Raw genomic sequence first — 19,777 nt, forward strand, 5'->3', positions numbered from 1 at the left:
CTTCTTATCACCCTTTTAATCAAAGTCTTTGATCATTGGCCTCAATTTCTCAAGAGCATTGCCCCGGTGACTGATTCTGCTTTTCTCTTCCTGTGTGAGTTCAGCCATCGACCTGCCGAGCGAAGGGATGAAAAAGATCGGATCATAGCCGAACCCGTTGCTTCCCCGTCGTTCCTGGAGAATCTGTCCTTCGCATGTGCCGTTTACCGTGCGCGTCTCCATATGGGGGCCCGCAATCGCAAGCACACAATGGAATCTTGCATTTCTTTCACCGCCGGGAACATCTTTTAATTCCGCCAGGACCTTGTCCATATTGGCCTCATCATTTTTTTCTTCACCGGCATATCTTGCCGAGTAAACCCCCGGTCTTCCTTCCAATGCATCGATCGCCAAACCGGAATCATCAGCAATCACCAGTACACCGAGCTCTTTCGCTACTGTTTCTGCTTTCAAAATCGCGTTCTCTTCAAAAGTCGTTCCTGTTTCTTCGACATCATCGATTTGAGGCATGTCTAGTAGTGTTTGTACCTCATAACCGTGGGGAGCAAACATATTCTGAAATTCCTTTGCTTTTCCTTGATTCCTGGTCGCGATTATTACCTTCTTCGTCATAACTGCACCGCCTTTATTGAATTCTTTGGGCGATTTCCCCAAGTGCATTTTTTTGCATCTCGAACAATTCCTGAATTCCTTCCTGTCCAAGCTCCAGCATTTCATGGAGCTGATTCATTGTGAACGTAGCTTCTTCACCTGTACCCTGCAGCTCAACGAATTCCCCTTCGCCGGTCATGATGATATTCATGTCAACAAGTGCTTTGCTGTCTTCAATATAATTTAGGTCGAGTACAGAACCATGTTCTTCTATGATTCCTACACTTGTCGCTGCCAAATAGCTTTTCAGCGGGAAACGGGAGATTTTTTTGCTGTCCTGTAATTTCCCAAGTGCAATCGCCATTGCGACGAATGCCCCTGTAATGGAAGCGGTTCTTGTTCCTCCGTCCGCCTGAATGACATCACAATCAATCCAGATCGTCCTTTCTCCAATCGCATCCAGATCCACGACCGCCCTCAAGGCGCGTCCGATCAAGCGTTGAATTTCCATCGTCCGTCCTGAAATCTTGCCTTTCGAAGATTCACGGATATTTCTCGATTCCGTCGCCCTCGGCAGCATGGAATACTCTGCTGTAATCCAGCCTTTGCCGCTGTTTCTCAAAAAAGGAGGCACCCTGTCTTCGATGCTTGCGTTACAGATCACCTTTGTATTCCCCACCGTGATCAGCACAGATCCTTCTGGATGCATCACATATCCTGTTTCGATTTTCACTTCACGCAATTGATTCTTTTCTCTTCCATCTGCTCTCATATTTATCCTCCTGTATAAATCGTTTTCATTCATATGTATATATTCCTTCTCAAAAGAAGAAGAGGCGGCATCAGCCAACCTCTTTTTTCATGATTCTATAATAGTATATCAAAAAATGATCATTTAAAAACTAATTGCATTAACATTTTCAGGGCGGGTGACCGGCTCTGTGACAGGTTCACCGTCTTTGCTCACGGTTGTCGCTTCACCTTCCACCAGTACCGATACCCCTTTGATTCCTTTTTGTTCTGTCAATGAAAGGACCAGTGAATTCAGCATATGTTCGGAGACAACCTTTTCTTCGAGGCTTCCGTAAACCGCTTCATTGAAATTCAGCGTCACTGTCCCATCTTTCAAGGACGGATCATCCAGAAGTTCTGCACCAGTGAAATCACTGGCTAGAGATGAACCGTATCCAGGGCCTTCGATCAGTTCCTGCACCACGGCTTTCACTTCATCCGATTCATTCGAGCTTACACGCTTGGTCACAGGAACATAGTACGTCCCGGAATCAGTCTGCGACACATAATAAACGGTTACCGGCTTTGTACTCGTAGGATCCGCGACTCCGCTCGTATCCACATTGATCCCCATTTTCCTCGATAATCCGGATTCATCGATTGGCGTGCCGTTAACAGGCATTTCCGTTAATGGATAACCGTTCACACGAAGCTCGACTTTTTCTACCGAGTCAAATTGAGTCAGGGTCCATGTGACGGATTGCAGGATCTTCTGCTCATCTTCAGGCTGGTAGTTATTGAACTCAGGAGAGAAATCCGCTATCGCTTTGCCGTCCTTGATGTCTACCGTCACCTGGGTATCCGCAGGCAGTACAGCCCGGAAACCATTTGGAAGGACATTCTCTACTGGACCGTTTTTCACCAGATATTCAAGTGCCTGCTTGGCAACACTCTCATTGTTTGGAAGCGGTAGTGACTGCGAGACCACATACCCGTTTTTATCGATGAGATACAGTTCTGTCATGACTGTTTCCTCGGCAGCTTCCTCTTTGCCTGCCGTTTCTTTCCCTTCCCCTTCTTTCTTAGCGGTATCTACCTTTTCACCTTCTTTTAAGTAAGAAACATCCTGCGGCGGATCGATCTTTTCTTTATCCCCGAAACTTAACAGCCCGCACCCTGAAAGATACACAGAAGATGCTAACACCGTTACAGCAATTGAAACTTTCGCTTTTTTTGACATCGTGAAACCTCCTAAAAGACAGTTTGTACTACATATATACGAGCCCCTGTCCAGAAATAGACCGAAACTTTTTAGAAATGAAGACAAACTTTTTCAGGAGGTTACAGAAATGGAAATGACAATGATGAAAGCGCTGCATAATCCGGAACGAGTATTGAAGAAAAACAGCATATTCACAACTGTTTATCCTTATAAGCGGACAAATACAATCCCTTTGGACACCGAATTTCTTATTGCTGTGTATTTCATCTGAAATACTTTGAAAATCCGTTAAGGAAACAAGGAGTATTATCGAAAATGAAGAATTAATTATCGTAAATTTAAAGTTTATTATCGACTTTTTATTATCGAGAATTTTCTTATAAGCCTCGTTATTATTGAAAATGGTCTGTTAATACCAAAAGGGTAATTTTATTTCAAACAGCAATGTTTATTATCAAAATGACGTGAGACATCCGCGACCAAGGAAAAAATAAAACCATCCAGCCAAGACACTCAGTCTTGAAGCCGGATGGTTTCAGCGCGGATTTCACCTATATTCAGCCAATCAGAGGCAATTTGTGAAAAAAGAAAAGATGAACCCGTCGTGAAGAATCGGTGCTCGGGCACTTTGATCCCTCTGTATAATAGGTTGTAGTAGTCCAGGATCGTGCTGATTTCCCTGGCCGTCTCGTCACCTGAACTTATGACACTGACCGCATTCCCCATATACTCCTGAATTTTCGACTGCAGGAGCGGGTAGTGCGTGCAGCCCAGGATCAAGGTGTCAATATCCGAATCCTTCATGGTAGAGAGTGTCTCCTCCACGATGCGATCGGCTGTGGGGCTGTTATACTCGCCGCTTTCCACTAGAGGGACAAATTTCGGACAGGCAAGAGGGCTTACCTCAAGGCTTCCGTGCAGCGAGTGCAGTGCTTCTTCGTACGCCCCGCTGTTTATGGTCCCGATGGTTCCGAGCACCCCGATTTTTCTGTTGTATGTGTGCTTGATCGCAGCTCTCGCACCCGGATGGATGACTCCAATGACCGGGATATCCAATTGAGTCTGGATTTCATCCAATACGACTGCAGTCGCAGTATTGCAGGCAATGATGAGCATCTTCATATCGTACTGCAGCAGATACTCCGTCATCTGCCAGGTGAATTCCTTCACTTCTTCTGCCGACCGCGGTCCGTATGGACATCTTGCTGTATCACCCAGATAATAGATGGTTTCTTTAGGCAGTTGGCGCATGACCTCTTTTGCGACAGTCAGTCCGCCAACACCCGAATCTATGATGCCTATCGGTTGAATCACTTTATTCCCTCACTCTGGTTTCATTTCTTGGTGCAGTTTTGCCAAGTTCCTTTTCAAACCTTCTACTTCTTCCTGTGAAAAATCTTCAAGGACACTTTGTAAATAATTCTGCCTTTTTTCAATGACTTCCTCAATAATTCTTTCGCCCTCTTTTAACATATGAATGCGGACGACCCGTCGGTCATTTTCATCCTTGACTCTTTCGACCAATTCATTCTTTTCCATGCGGTCGACCAGGTCCGTCGTTGTACTGCAGGCAAGATACATCTTATTGGAAAGGTCGCCGATCGTCATGTCACCGTATTCAAACAACCATTGAAGCGCTATGAATTGAGGCGGCGTAAGCGTGTACTGGCTTAAAATTTCACGCCCCTTTTGTTTAATGATGGAAGATATGTAACGCAGGTCTTTTTCTATATCTGCTACCACCTGTACATCTGCTTTCAACTTGATTTCTTCTTTATTCATGAACGAATTCTCCTTTGACTGACTAGTACTAATCTAACATGTTCTCGTATACTTCTAAGGATTCACCATCGCCGATCACCGGCCGATAGCCAATTCCGGATAAGTCTTACTAGCATTTTCTCTTTTTTCCGGGGAAATTTCAAGAAAAGAAAGGATGCAGGTTCAGTATACCACTAAACTAAAAGAGACTGACTCTTACTTGGACAATAACGGTGAAATAACCCGGATTATTGTTCATAAGAATCAGCCCCTTACTTTAAAGCTTGAGTTCCCCCATGCGAAGAAGCTCTACAACTGCCTGTGAGCGCCCCTTCACTCCAAGCTTTTGCATGGCGTTGGAAATATGATTTCGAACTGTTTTTTCGCTGATGAAAAGATCACTAGCAATCTCTTTCGTTGTTTTATCCTGGACTAACAGCTCGAATACTTCTTTTTCTCTCTTTGTGAGCAACGGTTTGTGTGTAAAATCATTGTCCTTCAATTATGGTAACCCTCCTTGCCTTCGCCAGCTTTAAACCGCGGGGATGGGTATTGTCGGTCGTCAGAATATCATATGTGAAGGTGCGGTTTAGAGTGACATAGAGAAGAAGTAATTTCAAAAATTAGGCAGTGATTCATTCACACAGTATTCAGGATGAGGAGGACATGACTGATGGACAGTCAAATTTCTTTCTCATCTCTTCCGTCCAAGGGACACCTTTTCCCGTCTTACGTGAAATCTGTACCATCGTTCCTCTGCCAACGAAGCAGACATCTTGCTTTTCATTTACGCCCATATAATGCAGGTCGACTGAAGATTTCCCTACCGTGGCCGCTTTCACATAAACATTCAAGCGTTCGCCAAAGTAGACCTGCTTCAGGAAGTCGCACTGCAGGTCTGCTACGACTGGGATCGTTTCATGATCGGGCTTCACCCAGTCCTGCATGAATCCCTGATATTTAAAGAAGTCGGTTCTTGCTTCCTCGAAGTATGTAAATGGAACAGTATTGTTCAGATGTCCAAACATATCCGTCTCGGAAAAACGAACCTTGATTTCTATGGAGAAATGAAATTCTTCTTGCCATGTGTCTATGTCTTTAATGTATGTAATGTGTTTCAAAATGGCTCCTCCTTTTAGGCAGATAATAAAATGAATGAATATTCATTCTTTTTTGTTTATTATAATCTTTTTTACTTCATTTAGGAACCGTTAAGTTTTAAAAACCTGCCAAGAACCACCGGACAGGCACAATTTTTCCTTTGTGGCAGCGGAGTGTGTGATTCCTTAATTTCCCAAGTGATGGAATTATTCGCAGAATCGAAAGAAAAAAGGTGAAAATTGAAAGATTAATGACCAAACTCGAAAGATTATTGACCTAAATTAAAAGATTCCTTCGACTCGAACATAAAAAGCCCTTCAATTCAGCGTTTCAAACTGCTTAATCACCTGAAAATTCACATCAGGTAGTTCATAATCAACAAAATGGTTATCAAAAAACTTATTTCACCCCATCATCCACAAAAATATTTAAACAACGAGAGAACTTCCTAACTTCCCGCACCATAATAAAAAAGCACTTCCCCGAAGGAAAGTGCTTTTTGGAATTAATCTACCATATGGTCGCTTCCGAAGAAGTTCTTGAACATTTGGAAGGATGTTTCGCGGTTCAGTGCTGCGATTGAAGTTGTCAAAGGGATTCCCTTCGGACAAGATTGCACGCAGTTCTGGGAGTTACCGCAGTTGGCAAGGCCTCCATCTCCCATGATTGATTCCAGACGTTCGTCCTGGTTCATGGCACCTGTTGGATGTGCATTGAAAAGGCGAACCTGTGAAAGCGGTGCAGGGCCGATGAAATTGGACTTGCTGTTTACGTTAGGGCAGGCTTCCAAGCATACTCCGCATGTCATGCATTTGGATAATTCATAAGCCCATTGACGTTTTTTCTCCGGCATGCGGGGACCAGGTCCAAGATCGTAAGTCCCGTCGATCGGGATCCATGCCTTTACTTTTTTCAGGCTGTCGAACATCCGGCTGCGGTCGACCTGCAGGTCACGCACGACCGGGAATGTTTTCATCGGAGCCAATTGGATCGGCTGTTCGAGCTGATCGACAAGCGCAGTACAAGATTGTCTAGGCTTTCCGTTGATCACCATTGAACATGCTCCGCAGACTTCCTCAAGACAGTTCATATCCCAGTTGATCGGGGTTGTTTTTTCACCCTTGGCATTGACCGGGTTACGGCGGATTTCCATAAGGGCGGAAATGACGTTCATATTCGGGCGGTAAGCCAGTTCAAATTCTTCCTGGTAAGGAGCGGATTCAGGGCCGTCTTGACGAGTAATGATAAAACGGACAGTCTTGTTTTCACTCATCACTTACTTCCCCCTTTACTCTTAGAATAGTCGCGCTTACGCGGTGCAATCATGCCTGTGTCGACTTCTTCATAATGGAACTCAGGTGAATTCGTTGCTGCATTATATTTTGCCATTGTCGTTTTGAGGAATTCCTCATCATTACGCTCAGGGAATTCAGGCTTATAGTGCGCTCCGCGGCTTTCGTTACGGTTAAGTGCACCGATCGTGATGACACGCGCAAGCTGAAGCATATTCCACAGTTGACGTGTAAACGTGGCACCTTGGTTGCTCCATTTGGCCGTATCGTTGATGTTGATATTCTTGTATCGCTCCATAAGCTCAAGAATCTTATTGTCTGTTTCTTTCAGTTTATCATTATGACGGACCACCGTTACGTTATCGGTCATCCATTCACCCAGTTCTTTATGGATGACATACGCGTTTTCGGTTCCATTCATGGACATGATCGTGTTCCACTTTTCCTCTTCCTGCTGCACGTGGCGTTCGAATACGGAAGAAGGAACACTTTCTACGGACTTTTCAAGACCTTGGATGTACTTGACTGCATTCGGTCCGGCTACCATACCGCCGTAGATTGCTGAAAGCAGTGAGTTGGCTCCAAGACGGTTCGCACCGTGCTGGGAATAATCACATTCCCCTGCAGCGAAAAGACCAGGGATATTTGTCATTTGATCATAATCAACCCAAAGTCCGCCCATTGAATAGTGAACGGCAGGGAAGATCTTCATTGGGACTTTACGCGGATCGTCTCCCATGAATTTCTCATAGATTTCGATGATCCCGCCAAGTTTGATATCAAGTTCCTTGGAATCTTTATGGGAAAGATCAAGGTAAACCATGTTTTCTCCATTAATACCGAGCTTCTGATTCACGCACACATCGAAGATTTCACGTGTCGCGATATCACGAGGTACCAGGTTTCCGTAAGCAGGATACTTCTCTTCAAGGAAATACCAAGGCTTACCGTCTTTATACGTCCATACACGTCCGCCTTCACCGCGTGCAGATTCACTCATGAGGCGAAGCTTATCGTCACCAGGGATGGCTGTCGGGTGAATCTGGATGAATTCACCGTTCGCATAATATGCACCCTGCTGGTACACGATTGAAGCTGCAGACCCTGTATTGATGACAGAGTTCGTGGACTTACCGAAGATGATGCCGGGTCCTCCTGTCGCCATGATGACAGCATCTGCCGCAAATGATTTGATTTCCATCGTTTGAAGGTTCTGTGCAACGATCCCGCGGGCAGCGCCATCGTCGTCCACGACCACTCCGAGGAATTCCCAGCCTTCGAATTTATTTACAAGACCTGCCACTTCATGGCGGCGGACCTGCTCGTCCAATGCATATAGAAGCTGCTGTCCAGTGGTCGCACCTGCAAATGCGGTACGGTGATGCTGCGTTCCGCCAAAGCGTCGGAAATCAAGAAGTCCTTCCGGCGTACGGTTGAACATGACACCCATGCGGTCAAGCAAGTGGATGATGCCCGGTGCTGCTTCTGTCATTGCTTTTACCGGAGGCTGATTCGCAAGGAAATCCCCTCCATATACTGTATCGTCAAAGTGTTCCCAAGGAGAATCGCCTTCCCCTTTTGTGTTTACGGCTCCATTAATTCCACCTTGAGCACAAACAGAGTGAGAACGTTTAACGGGTACAAGTGAGAATAAATCCACTTCCGTTCCTACTTCTGCTGCTTTGATTGTGGCCATTAAGCCGGCTAAACCGCCGCCGACTACAATAATTTTGCCTTTACTCATCGTGACTCACTCCTTTTCCTGCGGAAGTTGCCTTCTGATATCTATCAGACTTCTATAATTGTTTCTCTTATACAAACGCGAAGATTGCGCGCATACCAACTACTGATAACGCTACAAAAATTCCGATCGTTACATATGTAGCAATTAACTGAGAACGCGGTGTAACCGTGATACCCCAGCTTACACAGAATGACCATAAGCCATTAGCAAAGTGGAAGATCGTGGATAATACACCGATTACATAAAAACCAAGCATTAATGGATTCGATAAAATATTCTCCATCATCTGGAAGTTGACTTCAGCTCCAAACGCTGCAGCTACTCTGGTTTCCCATACATGCCATGTTACAAAGATAAACGTGATTACCCCTGACACGCGCTGCAGAAGGAACATCCAGTTGCGGAAATAACCGAATTTGGTGGCGTTATTCTTGGATGTGAACGCAATGTAGATTCCATAGATAGCATGGAAGTACAATGGTAGGAAGATGATAAAGATCTCAAGGAAATAACGGAACGGCAGACTTTCCATAAAATGTGCCGCTTGATTGAATGATTCTTCCCCGCCAGTTGCAAAATGGTTCACGACTAAATGTTGAGTTAAAAATAATCCAACTGGAATAACACCTAGTAATGAATGAAGCCTGCGATAATTAAATTCTCGATTTCCAGCCATGATTTACCCCCCTTAATCATAAAATATGAGGCCGTTTTCTAATCAACATCATCATTAGACAACGATACATATTTTATGTTGTAACAATTATGTGACAAGTTTCATTTTACTCCCATAGAGTGTGAGCGTCAAGAAAACGTATACATAAATTCGACAATATCGCTAAAATATTTTTAATTTAGAGATAACGACTAAACACGATTAAATCCGCCTCCAATAATTAGAATTTTCTAATTATTAACCAATAATATTATACCGCCAAAATATCCCAACTTTCATTTTTCAGGTTTGGGATGATAAATCGACTTTTCATGTATATAATAGTTTTATAGAAAGAGGGGATATATTTGGAACAGAAAAAAGAAGAACTTTATGAACCAACCGTCCCGGTTTTCGGCTATGAAATGATAAGGGATATCCTGCTCCCCGACATCTTGGGTAAGCACACCCCGGAAATCTTATATTGGGGCGGAAAGCAGCTCTCCAGAAAATTCCCCCTTCAATCAATTGATGAGTATTCATCTTTTTTTGAAGAAGCAGGCTGGGGGACATTGACGGTTGTGGAACAAAAGAAAAATGAAATGACCTTTGAACTCCGCGGTGCATTTGTCGAAAGACGCCTGTCTCTAAATTCAGACGTTTCATTTAAATTGGAAGCCGGCTTTCTTGCAGAACAAATCCAGCTCCAAAAAAAATGCACGACTGAAGCAGCTGACGAAATACATAAACGAAATCGGTCCGTAAAAATCATCGCTCGCTGGGATGAAAAAGATAAAGTCGAATAAACAGCCGGCCTCCGTTAATAGATGAATGGGAAAGGGTTGACTCCTAAGGAGTCAACCCTTTTTATTTGAAACTGGCCGGACCCAGTCCCTTTAGACGTTTCGGTCCGGCATGCGAAGAAAACAGAAGACTTCTCTGGTCGGACAGGAAGCGTTTGCCGGGCTAAGACAAGACGCTTCCGCTCTTCTTACAATGTCACTTCTTCTACTTTGACAGCATCCAGTTTGAACGCCGTATGTAACACTCCTGCTGCTTTTTGCATATTCACCTGATCGACCACGGCCGACACCTTGATTTCAGATGTGCTGACCATTTTGACGATGATGTCATTTTGAGCAAGGACCTCGAACATTTCTGCCGCCACTCCCGGGTTCGAGATCATTCCGGAACCGACGATTGATACCTTGGCAAGATCTCGTTCATGCTCGATATGCGTGAAGCCGAGCTCATCCTGATTCTTCTCCAATACAGACAGGGCTTCTTCAAGGTCATGTTCCTTGATTGAAAAAGATAGATTCGTTGTATCCTTGTCTGTCTGGCTCTGAATGATGATGTCCACGTTCAGATGATTCCTGGCCAGGGTTGTGAATACGGACGAGAGGCCTGTCAATGCGTTCCCGAGCCCGAACACTGTCACCCTTACGATTTCATCTTCAAATGCGACTCCTCTTACCACCAAATTCTGTTCCATGCTTGCTTCCTCCTCAATGTACGTACCTTCTACTTTTTCAAGGCTTGATCTCACTTCCAGCGGGATTTGATAATTTTTCGCAAACTCGACAGCCCTTGGATGAAGGACCCCTGCACCCAGATTGGCAAGCTCGAGCATTTCGTCATACGAAATCGATGGCAGCTTCCTTGCACCCTTTATATATCGGGGATCGGATGAATAGACCCCGTCCACATCTGTATAAATATCACACCGGTCTGCTTTCAGTGCAGCCGCGATTGCCACTGCGGTCGTGTCAGATCCCCCGCGGCCGAGCGTAGTGATTTCACCTGAAGGCGTCATACCCTGAAACCCTGCTACGATCACGACTTTTCCGCTCTCCAGCTGTGCTGTCATCTTTTCTGTATGAATATTTATGATGCGTGCGTTGCTGTGGACGGATTCCGTCTCGATCCCCGCTTGCCATCCAGTGTACGAAATGGCTTCCTGACCGGCCTGGATCAGCGCCATTGTCAATAGTGAGATGGTTACCTGTTCCCCAGTCGACAACAGCATATCCATTTCCCTTTTACTTGGGCGTGAAGTGATTTCCCTTGCCATTCCAACTAGAGCATCCGTAGTTTTCCCCATGGCGGATACGACCACGACCACGTCATTTCCCCGATTCTTCTCTTCTAAAATTCTTGACGCAACATTTTGAATTTTTTCGACAGATCCTACAGATGTCCCGCCGAATTTTTGAACGATAATACTCACAGCTTCTCCTTCTTTCTCTTTGAGTGTAGAAATAGAATCTTATTTTTTGAAGAGAATCATCTGACTACTGTTGAGATCCCGCTGCAGCGAGGATATTGTTTCATCCTCCTGCAGTCCCATGCCTGATAATAAAAAAAGCAATGAGATGGAGGTCTCATTGCTTATGAACTTAAAGTAAAAAATACTGATCCGTTCATCGGCATTGTGAGATAGCTCTCCAAGATTGATTCATCTTGACAATCCTGCATTTCTTAAACGCAGGACCAGCGGGATTAGTATGAGTCCAATACCACTTCGGCGAATCTCCCCTTCCCAGACATCTCATCGGAGCCCATACTCCTCTTTGCCTGTACTCTTGAAGTTCGCACCTCTATCACCACTTTTGAAAGTGATAATGTTTTAAATTATCGATAATTATAGCACACGAAAAAATTGGAAGCAATGAGGTTTTTATAAAATTGCGATAAATTTTTTGGGTCATTCGGGTGAAACGAACGTTTCACCCGCTTTTCAGCGGAGCTGAAAAGTCCCATATCAAATAAGAAAGCCTGGACCAAGCTCGCTTGGTCCAGGCTTTCTTATTTGATATGGGAAATGAACCAACAAATTAAACGTTATCCATATACCCTATTCGTTTAGTTTCTCATGCAAAACTTTCGCCACTGATTCAGGGATTCCGATGTCCTGAAGTTCCTCTGCCGTTGCTTCTTTCATTTTTTTCAAGGAGCCGAAGTGTTTGAGAAGCTGTTTTTTGCGCTTTGGTCCGATTCCGTCGATGTCGTCGAGGATGGATTGGAAGGCGCTTTTTCCGTGCAGCTGGCGGTGGAATGTGATAGCGAAACGGTGGACTTCGTCCTGGATTCGCTGGAGCAGGTAAAATTCCTGACTGCGTTTTTCCAGGGGTACGATCTGCAAGGGATTTCCATATAGGAGCTCGGATGTCTGGTGTTTATCGTCCTTGGCAAGGCCGCCTAAAGGTATATCAAGTCCCAGCTCATTTTCAAGCACTTCACGGGCCGCTTCGATCTGGCCTTTTCCTCCGTCGATGATGATGAGGTCCGGAAGCGGAAGACCATCTTTCAATACCCTCGAGTACCGTCTTCTTACCACTTCCCGCATCGAGTCATAATCATCCGGGCCTTTGACGGTCTTTATCTTGTATTTACGGTATTCTTTTTTAGCAGGCTTTCCGTCCACGAAGACAATCATCGCTGATACCGGAGCGGAGCCTTGTATATTCGAGTTATCGAATGCTTCGATCCGGAACGGGGTGTAGATCCCCATCTGTTCGCCGAGACTTTCAATCGCTTTGATCGTCCTCTCCTCATCTCGCTCGATCAGGGCAAACTTCTCATCAAGCGCCTGCTTGGCATTTTTCTCCGCCAATTTCACCAGCTCTTTTTTCTTGCCCCTTTTCGGCTGTGTGATCTTCACTTCAAGGAGTTTCATGGCGAGTTCTTCGTCAATATCCTCCGGCAGAAAGATTTCTCTCGGCTTGAAATGGTTTGCTTTTGAATAAAACTGGCCAAGGAATGTCAGGAATTCATCTTCAGGTTCGTTGTAAAGAGGGAATAATGAAACATCGCGTTCAATCAATTTACCCTGCCTCACAAAGAAGACCTGCACACACATCCAGCCTTTATCGACGGCGAAACCAAACACATCCCGGTCTGTAAAGTCGGTCATAGTCATCTTCTGCTTTTCCATCGTTGCTTCTATATGAAGGATTTGATCCCGGAATTCCTTTGCCCGTTCAAACTCAAGATTTTCAGAAGCTTCCTTCATTTTTTCCGAAAGCTCTTTCTTGATTTCTTTGTATCCTCCGTTGAGGAATCTCGCAATTTCATCCGTCATTTCCCTGTACGTTTCTTTGCTCACTTCTTTTACACAAGGGGCGAGGCACTGTCCCATATGGTAATAGAGGCAGACGCGGTCAGGAAGTGTGGTACATTTACGCAGCGGGTAAAGTCGGTCAAGCAGCTTTTTCGTTTCATTCGCCGCACCCACATTCGGGTAGGGGCCGAAATACTTTCCTTTTCCCCTCTGTACCTTGCGGGTCGTAATCAACCGCGGATGACGCTCATTGGTCAATTTGATGAAAGGGTAACTTTTGTCATCCTTTAACATGACGTTGTATTTCGGGTCATACTTTTTAATCAGATTCATTTCGAGCACAAGGGCTTCAAGATCTGAAGATGTCATGATATATTCAAAGTCTTCTATTTCCCCGACAAGCCTTTGTGTCTTCGCATCATGGGAGCCCGTAAAGTATGACCGGACCCTGTTCTTCAGTACTTTTGCCTTCCCGACATAAATAATCGTGCCCTGCCTGTCTTTCATCAGATAGCAGCCGGGCTGATCCGGCAGCAGGGCAAGTTTATTGGTAATGACAGAATTCACGTAGTTCCCCTCCCTTCTTCTATCATAACCGAAGGAATAAGAAAAGCCGAGGCACCATGCCCCGGCTTTTCAATCAATCACTTCTCATTAAGCATGTTTATTCAATAATTCAGCAAGAGCTTCTTTTGGTTGGAAACCGATTACTTTATCCACTACTTCGCCGTCTTTAAGAACAACAAGTGTAGGGATGCTCATTACGCCGTACTTGCCAGCTGTTTCCTGGTTTTCATCAACGTCAACTTTGACGATTTTCACTTTGTCTCCCATTTCGCTGTCAAGCTCTTCCAATACAGGAGCGATCATTTTACAAGGTCCGCACCAAGGTGCCCAGAAGTCAGCCAGTACAAGTCCAGAGTTTGTTTCATTTACAAAGTTTTGGTCAGTAGCATTTGTAATTGCCATAAGTATATGCCTCCTAATTTCATGAAATCTAACGTAAGTATATCACCGATAAAAGGGCTGTGCTATAAATCTGCTCGTTGGTAATATACCCTTCCGAAAACGTTCTATGCAACGCTTCAGAAAATACACTTTTAAAACCTCTGTCGGAATACAGGGCGAAAAAATAAGGAGTAGCCGTCTGGCTACTGCCTTATTTTCTTATACTATTCATTTACCCGTGGATGTGTTTTTAAAACGTCCGGTTTATGAAGATGAAACTTTAAGTTTCTTGAACTCTTCCGTGAGCATCGGCACGACTTCAAAAAGGTCGCCCACGATTCCGTAGTCTGCCACGTTGAAGATGTTCGCTTCAGGATCTTTGTTGATTGCCACGATCACTTTGGAGTTCGACATACCCGCCAAGTGCTGGATAGCCCCAGAGATTCCACATGCAATATAAAGGTCCGGCGTTACAACCTTACCAGTCTGACCAATTTGCAGTGAGTAATCACAGTAGTCGGCATCGCATGCTCCTCGTGATGCTCCGACTGCTCCACCGAGGACGTCAGCCAGTTCTTTCAAAGGTTCGAATCCGTCTTCACTCTTCACTCCGCGTCCGCCTGCAATGATGACTTTTGCTTCAGACAGATCGACGCCTTCGCTTGCCTTACGGACAACATCCTTGATGATGGTGCGTAAGTCCGTAATATCGACGGATAGTGAAGATACATCTCCGGAACGAGATTCGTCCTTCGCCAATGGTTCGATATTGTTAGGACGGATAGTGGCAAAAATCAACCCGTCAGTGACGATTTTCTTTTCGAACGCTTTCCCTGAGTAAATCGGACGTGTGAACACAAGGTTTCCGCCCGCTTCTTCAAGGTCCGTTGCATCGGAAATCAGTCCTGTGCTGAGCTTGCTCGCAAGTTTTGGAGACAAGTCTTTTCCTAATGCAGTGTGGCCGAAGATGATTCCTTCAGGCTTCTCCTGGCCGATTACAGCCATCAATGCCTGTGAATAACCGTCAGATGTATATTGATCAAGCTTATCATGTTCAACAACAATCACTTTATCTGCACCATACTGGATCATTTCCTGGCCTAAAGCGCTTACTTCTTTGCCGGCTAAAACACCGATGACTTCGCCGCCTTCTGCAACAGTTTTACCTGCAGCAATCGCTTCGAATGACACGTTACGCAATGATCCGTCCCTGACTTCTCCTAGTACCAATACTTTTCTTGCCATGTTAAATACCCCCTGAGTGTTAGTTGAGTGTGAATAGATATGTTATAAACGAGATCTCTTCCGAAATCAGACTACTTTCGCTTCATTGCGAAGAAGCTGAACCAGTTCTGAAACCTGAACATCAAGCTCGCCTTCCAATACTTTACCTGCTTCCTTCTTAGGCGGAAGGTAGATTTCGATAGTCTTTGTCTTCGCTTCCACATCATCTTCATCCAGATCTAAATCATCCAGTTCCAATTCTTCAAGAGGCTTTTTCTTCGCCTTCATGATTCCAGGGAGGGATGGATAACGCGGCTCATTCAATCCCTGCTGCGCAGTTACTAATAAAGGCAGTGAAGTTTCGATCACTTCAGAGTCACCTTCGACATCGCGTGTGACCGTCACTGTTTCACCATCGATCTCAAGTTTGGTGATCGTTGTAACGTATGGTATATCCAATTGCTCCGCTACGCGCGGGCCTACCTGGCCTGAACCGCCGTCGATTGCTACATTACCGGCAAGGATAAGGTCAACATCCTGGTCCTTTAAGTATTGAGACAGAACGGATGCAGTTGTAAACTGATCTCCATAGTCAAGATCATCTTCAGTATTTATCAATACAGCTTTATCTGCTCCCATTGCCAAAGCTGTTCTTAATTGTTTTTCACTTTCTTCTCCACCGACAGTCACTACTGTCACTTCACCGCCGTGGGCATCGCGGACTTGAATCGCTTCTTCCACTGCATACTCATCGTATGGATTTATAATGAATTCAGCCCCATCTTCTGCGATTTGACCGTTTTGGATCGAAATTTTCTCCTCAGTATCAAACGTTCTTTTCAAAAGTACATAGATGTTCATTCCTAAGTCCCTCCTAATAATTGAAAACATTCTTTCCCTTAAAAAGATTTTGAAAATTTAACCCCTTTGAATGGGCAGTGCGTAAAATGATAACGTTTTCACACTGCCCTTATCATGATTTTACTATATTAATAGAATGTTTACTAGCCTTTAAAATCAGGTTCTCTCTTTTCTATGAATGCCGAAATGCCTTCTTTCGCATCATCGGACACAAAGACATCTCCGAAAAGATCCGATTCCCTCATGACCCCTTCATAGAATCTGTCATCCTTTGTATAGCTCAGAAGCTCGATTGCAGCTTTCATGGCGCCAGGGCTCTTCTTGGCGATTTTATTCGCCATTTCTTCCGCTTTGGCGAATAACTCTTCTTCCTTGTATGCTTTATTGGCAAGTCCCCATTGGACTGCTTCCGTACCGCTGATCGGTTCGCTGGTCAAAAGCATTTCTGCTGCCTTTGCCCTGCCGACAAGCTTCGGAAGGCGCTGCGATCCCGCAAACCCAGGGACAAGCCCCAATTGAAGTTCTGGAAGGCCAAGCTTTGCATTCTCAGTGACAAGGCGGATATGACAGCCCATCGCGAGTTCCAGTCCGCCTCCCAAAGCAGCTCCGTGAATGGCCGCGATGATAGGCTTCGAGAAGTTTTCCATCCGCTCGAAAACATCCTGTCCTTTTTTTGCAAGTTGAGAAAATTCCTCTCCTGTTTCAATCGTTGTGAATTCTTTTATATCTGCTCCAGCAGAGAAGAATCGGCCTTCGCCTTTCAGCAGGATGACCCGGACTTCCGGATTTCCTTCAAGTTCATCAAGAACGGCATCGATCTCCCTGATGAGACCGCTCGCAAGTGCATTTGCAGGCGGCCGCTGTATGGTAACATACGCTACCTTTCCTTCTAATGTCCAAGATAAATTTTCCATGTGTCATCCTCCTATACGTAATCAGTTCCTGCCGCCACATCCATGAAGTAATAGTTTGTGTATAGCAGGGACTTGAGCCACTATATCATATTTTTGATCATTCATTACCCAGGTTGTGACCACTTCATCCAATGTCCCGAAGATCATCTGACGGGCCAGCCGCACTTCGAGATCATCAGGGAGTTCACCTGCCTCGATCCCGCTTATCAGGATTTTATCCACCAATTGAAGATATCCTTTTAACACATCGTTGATCTTGAAACGGATATCTTTATTGGACTGACGGAGCTCGAGCTGTGTGACAATGGCTAAATGATGATCTTCTGATAGAAGCTTGCAGTGATTTTCCACCATCACATATAATTTCTCTGAAACCGTCTGTTTTCCTGCTATCACTTCTTCTGTTTTTTCAATAAAGATGGACATTTTCTCCCTGAATAGTGAAATCAGGATGTCTTCCTTGTTTTTAAAATAAAGATAGATGGTGCCGTCTGCGACGCCTGCCTGTTTGGCGATCTTTGACACCTGTGCCTGGTGATAGCCGTTTTCAGCTATCACAACGACTGCCGCATCAATGATTTGCTTATATTTAGGTTTATTTCGCTTCATAATTAGTAGACCTGCCTTATCGAAATATGAATGAATGGTCATTCATATTTTAATAATAAAATGTACGTGTCTGAATGTCAAGGAAGATCCTTGTCCTATTCTGCTAAAAAAAGAGAGCGAATCCCATGAAAGATTCACAGTTTGATTTTAGCTTAATTTCTGCTCTTCTTCTACCTTTTTACGTTCTTCATCCACAAGGGCTCTTCTTAAGATCTTTCCTACTGCGGTTTTAGGCAGCTCTTTCCTGAATTCATAAATCTTCGGCACTTTATAGGCAGCAAGATATTTGCGGGCAAATTCGTCCAGTTCTTTCTCTGTAAGGGATTTCCCTTCCTTCAGTACGACATATGCTTTGACCGTCTCGCCGCGGTATGGATCCGGTACCCCTGCTGCGACCACTTCCTGTATCGACGGGTGTTCGTAAAGGACTTCTTCTATTTCCCTTGGATAGATGTTAAATCCGCCTGCTATGATCATATCTTTTTTCCTGTCGACCACATAGAAGTATCCTCTTTCGTCCATATATCCCAAATCCCCGGTCAAGAGCCATCCATCTTTCAATGTCTGTTCCGTTTCTTCAGGTCTGTTCCAATATCCTTTCATCACTTGAGGTCCCTTGACGGCGATTTCACCTATTTCCTTCACGGGCAGAGGTTCGCCTGTCTCAAGTGAAAGGACGGCACTGTCTGTACTCGGCCATGGCAATCCAATGCTCCCTTTAATTCTTTCTTTGTCCCAAAGGAAGTTAGCATGGGTGACCGGCGAAGATTCCGTAAGGCCATAACCCTCCACCAGTTTTCCTCCGGTGACTTCCTCGAATTCCTGCTGGACCTCCACAGGTAGCGGCGCGCTTCCGCTGAGACATGAATCGATGGAAGAAAGGTCATATTTCTTCAAGTCGGGGTGATTCAAAATGCCGATATAGATGGTAGGAGCGCCCGGGAACAATGTAGGCTTCTGTTTCTGTATCGTTTTCAATGTGGTTTCGACATCAAATTTCGGAAGCAGGATCATTTTATACCCCTGCATGATGGATAGGATCATCACTGCCGTCATCCCGTACACGTGGAAGAATGGGAGGATGCCCAGGATTTTCTCTTCACCTTTTTTACATTTATACAGCCACGCATCACACATCGAGGCATTCGCCACCAGATTTTTATGCGTCAGCATGACTCCTTTCGGAAATCCCGTAGTCCCCCCTGTATATTGGAGAAGGGCTATGTCATTCTCAAAATCAAATTCGCCCGGTATCGGTTCGGCTGCCGGTGAAGCCATGATCTCTTTAAACAAATGATTCTGCTCGGAAGGTTCCACCTTGACGACGATACCGTACTGCTTCTTTTGGATGAAAGGATAAATCATATTCTTTGGAAATGGGAGGTATTCTTTGATAGCGGTTACAATGATGTGCTGCAGATCTGTTGCCCCCATGACTTTTGACACCCTCGGGTAAAGAATGTCCAGCGTGAGGATGACTTTTGCCCCCGAGTCTTTCATCTGATATTCAATTTCCCTTTCTGTATAAAGCGGATTGGTTTGCACCACCACCCCGCCTGCATACAGGACACCGTAATATGCAATGACAGACTGCGGTGTATTTGGAAGCATGATGGCGACACGGTCCCCTCTTTCAATCCCGAGCCCCCTCAAGTAATGGGCAAACTTCAATGCGGATTCGTACACTTCATGATACGTCAATTCTTTCCCCATAAAATGGATGGCAGACTTGCTACCATACATTTCAGCCGCCTCGGTTAAAAAAGAGTGCAAAGGTTTCTCAGGCAGCGTCAACTCACCGGGAATCTCATCCGGATACTCTGCAAGCCAGGGTTTCATCATTGTAATCCCTCCTTCATAATATTTAGAAAATTTAGTTCTTTTCACTATTATAATATAATGGGACACCACTTACAATTTGAATTACCATTCAGTCGTGACTTAATTCCCACGCTTATTTCAGAAATCTGTGGATCGGTTTCATTAATTGTCTCTTTTATTAAAGGATATGACGTCATGCTTTTCCCACATGCCGGACAGGTTCGTTCTCCTTTCTGCTT

20 protein-coding genes and 1 riboswitch are annotated in these 19,777 nt (G+C 44.8%); of the genes, 2 read left to right on the forward strand and 18 right to left on the reverse strand.

Going from position 1 to position 19,777, the window contains the following annotated elements; all coding sequences use genetic code 11:
• Window positions 1–15: 15 nt before the first annotated feature.
• The 3 genes from AS034_RS06575 to AS034_RS06585 all read right to left on the reverse strand — a co-directional run bounded on the left by AS034_RS06575 (window position 16) and on the right by AS034_RS06585 (window position 2,563).
• Window positions 16–612 carry an XTP/dITP diphosphatase gene (locus AS034_RS06575; RefSeq protein ID WP_058298100.1) on the reverse strand — a complete coding sequence of 199 codons (597 nt, stop codon included), beginning with the start codon at window positions 610–612 and terminating at the stop codon, window positions 16–18.
• Between the two features lie 13 nt (window positions 613–625).
• The gene (rph, locus tag AS034_RS06580) at window positions 626–1,363 is read right to left on the reverse strand and encodes a ribonuclease PH (protein WP_032087428.1); all 738 of its coding nucleotides are present in this window, start codon (window positions 1,361–1,363) and stop codon (window positions 626–628) included.
• Window positions 1,364–1,486: 123 nt separating this feature from the next.
• Window positions 1,487–2,563: a GerMN domain-containing protein gene (locus AS034_RS06585; RefSeq protein ID WP_058297917.1), complete on the reverse strand. Its 1,077-nt coding sequence runs from the start codon at window positions 2,561–2,563 to the stop codon at window positions 1,487–1,489.
• A gap of 109 nt (window positions 2,564–2,672) precedes the next feature.
• Between AS034_RS06585 and AS034_RS22680 the strand changes: the two genes are divergently transcribed.
• Complete coding sequence (locus AS034_RS22680) at window positions 2,673–2,816, forward strand: hypothetical protein (RefSeq protein ID WP_156416138.1); 144 nt, start codon at window positions 2,673–2,675, stop codon at window positions 2,814–2,816.
• Window positions 2,817–3,058: 242 nt separating this feature from the next.
• Here the strand turns inward: AS034_RS22680 and racE are convergent, their stop codons facing one another.
• The 7 genes from racE to AS034_RS06620 all read right to left on the reverse strand — a co-directional run bounded on the left by racE (window position 3,059) and on the right by AS034_RS06620 (window position 9,119).
• Window positions 3,059–3,859 (reverse strand): glutamate racemase, encoded by an 801-nt coding sequence (gene racE, locus AS034_RS22685; protein WP_032087426.1) that lies wholly within the window; start codon window positions 3,857–3,859, stop codon window positions 3,059–3,061.
• Window positions 3,860–3,868: 9 nt separating this feature from the next.
• Complete coding sequence (locus AS034_RS22690) at window positions 3,869–4,327, reverse strand: MarR family winged helix-turn-helix transcriptional regulator (protein WP_032087425.1); 459 nt, start codon at window positions 4,325–4,327, stop codon at window positions 3,869–3,871.
• A gap of 256 nt (window positions 4,328–4,583) precedes the next feature.
• Entirely contained in the window at window positions 4,584–4,808 is a 225-nt protein-coding gene (locus tag AS034_RS06600; protein ID WP_032087424.1) for a helix-turn-helix domain-containing protein, read from the reverse strand.
• 148 nt (window positions 4,809–4,956) lie between these two features.
• On the reverse strand, window positions 4,957–5,427 hold the full coding sequence (locus AS034_RS06605) for an acyl-CoA thioesterase (protein ID WP_032087423.1): 471 nt from the start codon (window positions 5,425–5,427) through the stop codon (window positions 4,957–4,959).
• Window positions 5,428–5,912: 485 nt separating this feature from the next.
• Window positions 5,913–6,680 (reverse strand): succinate dehydrogenase iron-sulfur subunit, encoded by a 768-nt coding sequence (sdhB, locus tag AS034_RS06610; protein ID WP_058297918.1) that lies wholly within the window; start codon window positions 6,678–6,680, stop codon window positions 5,913–5,915.
• On the reverse strand, window positions 6,680–8,443 hold the full coding sequence (gene sdhA, locus AS034_RS06615) for a succinate dehydrogenase flavoprotein subunit (RefSeq protein WP_032087421.1): 1,764 nt from the start codon (window positions 8,441–8,443) through the stop codon (window positions 6,680–6,682). Before sdhA ends, sdhB begins: the two co-directional genes overlap by 1 nt.
• Before the next feature lie 67 nt (window positions 8,444–8,510).
• Window positions 8,511–9,119: a succinate dehydrogenase cytochrome b558 subunit gene (locus AS034_RS06620; protein WP_032087420.1), complete on the reverse strand. Its 609-nt coding sequence runs from the start codon at window positions 9,117–9,119 to the stop codon at window positions 8,511–8,513.
• A gap of 347 nt (window positions 9,120–9,466) precedes the next feature.
• Here AS034_RS06620 and AS034_RS06625 point away from each other — a divergent pair, with 347 nt between their 5' ends.
• Window positions 9,467–9,904 (forward strand): YslB family protein, encoded by a 438-nt coding sequence (locus AS034_RS06625; RefSeq protein WP_032087419.1) that lies wholly within the window; start codon window positions 9,467–9,469, stop codon window positions 9,902–9,904.
• A 185-nt stretch (window positions 9,905–10,089) separates the two neighbouring features.
• Here the strand turns inward: AS034_RS06625 and AS034_RS06630 are convergent, their stop codons facing one another.
• From AS034_RS06630 to AS034_RS06665, 8 genes are all read right to left on the reverse strand, one after another.
• A complete protein-coding gene (locus AS034_RS06630) occupies window positions 10,090–11,328 on the reverse strand; it encodes an aspartate kinase (RefSeq protein ID WP_032087418.1) in 1,239 nt (412 codons plus the stop codon).
• A gap of 202 nt (window positions 11,329–11,530) precedes the next feature.
• A riboswitch (Lysine riboswitch) is annotated at window positions 11,531–11,709 on the reverse strand.
• 246 nt (window positions 11,710–11,955) lie between these two features.
• Entirely contained in the window at window positions 11,956–13,728 is a 1,773-nt protein-coding gene (gene uvrC / locus AS034_RS06635; RefSeq protein ID WP_058297919.1) for an excinuclease ABC subunit UvrC, read from the reverse strand.
• A gap of 87 nt (window positions 13,729–13,815) precedes the next feature.
• Window positions 13,816–14,136, reverse strand: coding sequence for a thioredoxin (gene trxA / locus AS034_RS06640; RefSeq protein ID WP_268876352.1), 321 nt, complete (start codon window positions 14,134–14,136; stop codon window positions 13,816–13,818).
• 237 nt (window positions 14,137–14,373) lie between these two features.
• Window positions 14,374–15,354 (reverse strand): electron transfer flavoprotein subunit alpha/FixB family protein, encoded by a 981-nt coding sequence (locus tag AS034_RS06645; RefSeq protein ID WP_058297921.1) that lies wholly within the window; start codon window positions 15,352–15,354, stop codon window positions 14,374–14,376.
• Window positions 15,355–15,420: 66 nt separating this feature from the next.
• Window positions 15,421–16,194: an electron transfer flavoprotein subunit beta/FixA family protein gene (locus AS034_RS06650; RefSeq protein WP_058297922.1), complete on the reverse strand. Its 774-nt coding sequence runs from the start codon at window positions 16,192–16,194 to the stop codon at window positions 15,421–15,423.
• 143 nt (window positions 16,195–16,337) lie between these two features.
• Window positions 16,338–17,108: an enoyl-CoA hydratase gene (locus tag AS034_RS06655; protein WP_058297923.1), complete on the reverse strand. Its 771-nt coding sequence runs from the start codon at window positions 17,106–17,108 to the stop codon at window positions 16,338–16,340.
• 21 nt (window positions 17,109–17,129) lie between these two features.
• Window positions 17,130–17,717, reverse strand: coding sequence for a TetR/AcrR family transcriptional regulator (locus AS034_RS06660; protein ID WP_032087412.1), 588 nt, complete (start codon window positions 17,715–17,717; stop codon window positions 17,130–17,132).
• A 147-nt stretch (window positions 17,718–17,864) separates the two neighbouring features.
• Window positions 17,865–19,559: a long-chain-fatty-acid--CoA ligase gene (locus AS034_RS06665; RefSeq protein ID WP_058297924.1), complete on the reverse strand. Its 1,695-nt coding sequence runs from the start codon at window positions 19,557–19,559 to the stop codon at window positions 17,865–17,867.
• Window positions 19,560–19,777 lie beyond the last annotated feature (218 nt).

This window comes from [Bacillus] enclensis, assembly GCF_001456935.1.
Lineage (GTDB): Bacteria > Bacillota > Bacilli > Bacillales > Bacillaceae_B > Rossellomorea > Rossellomorea enclensis.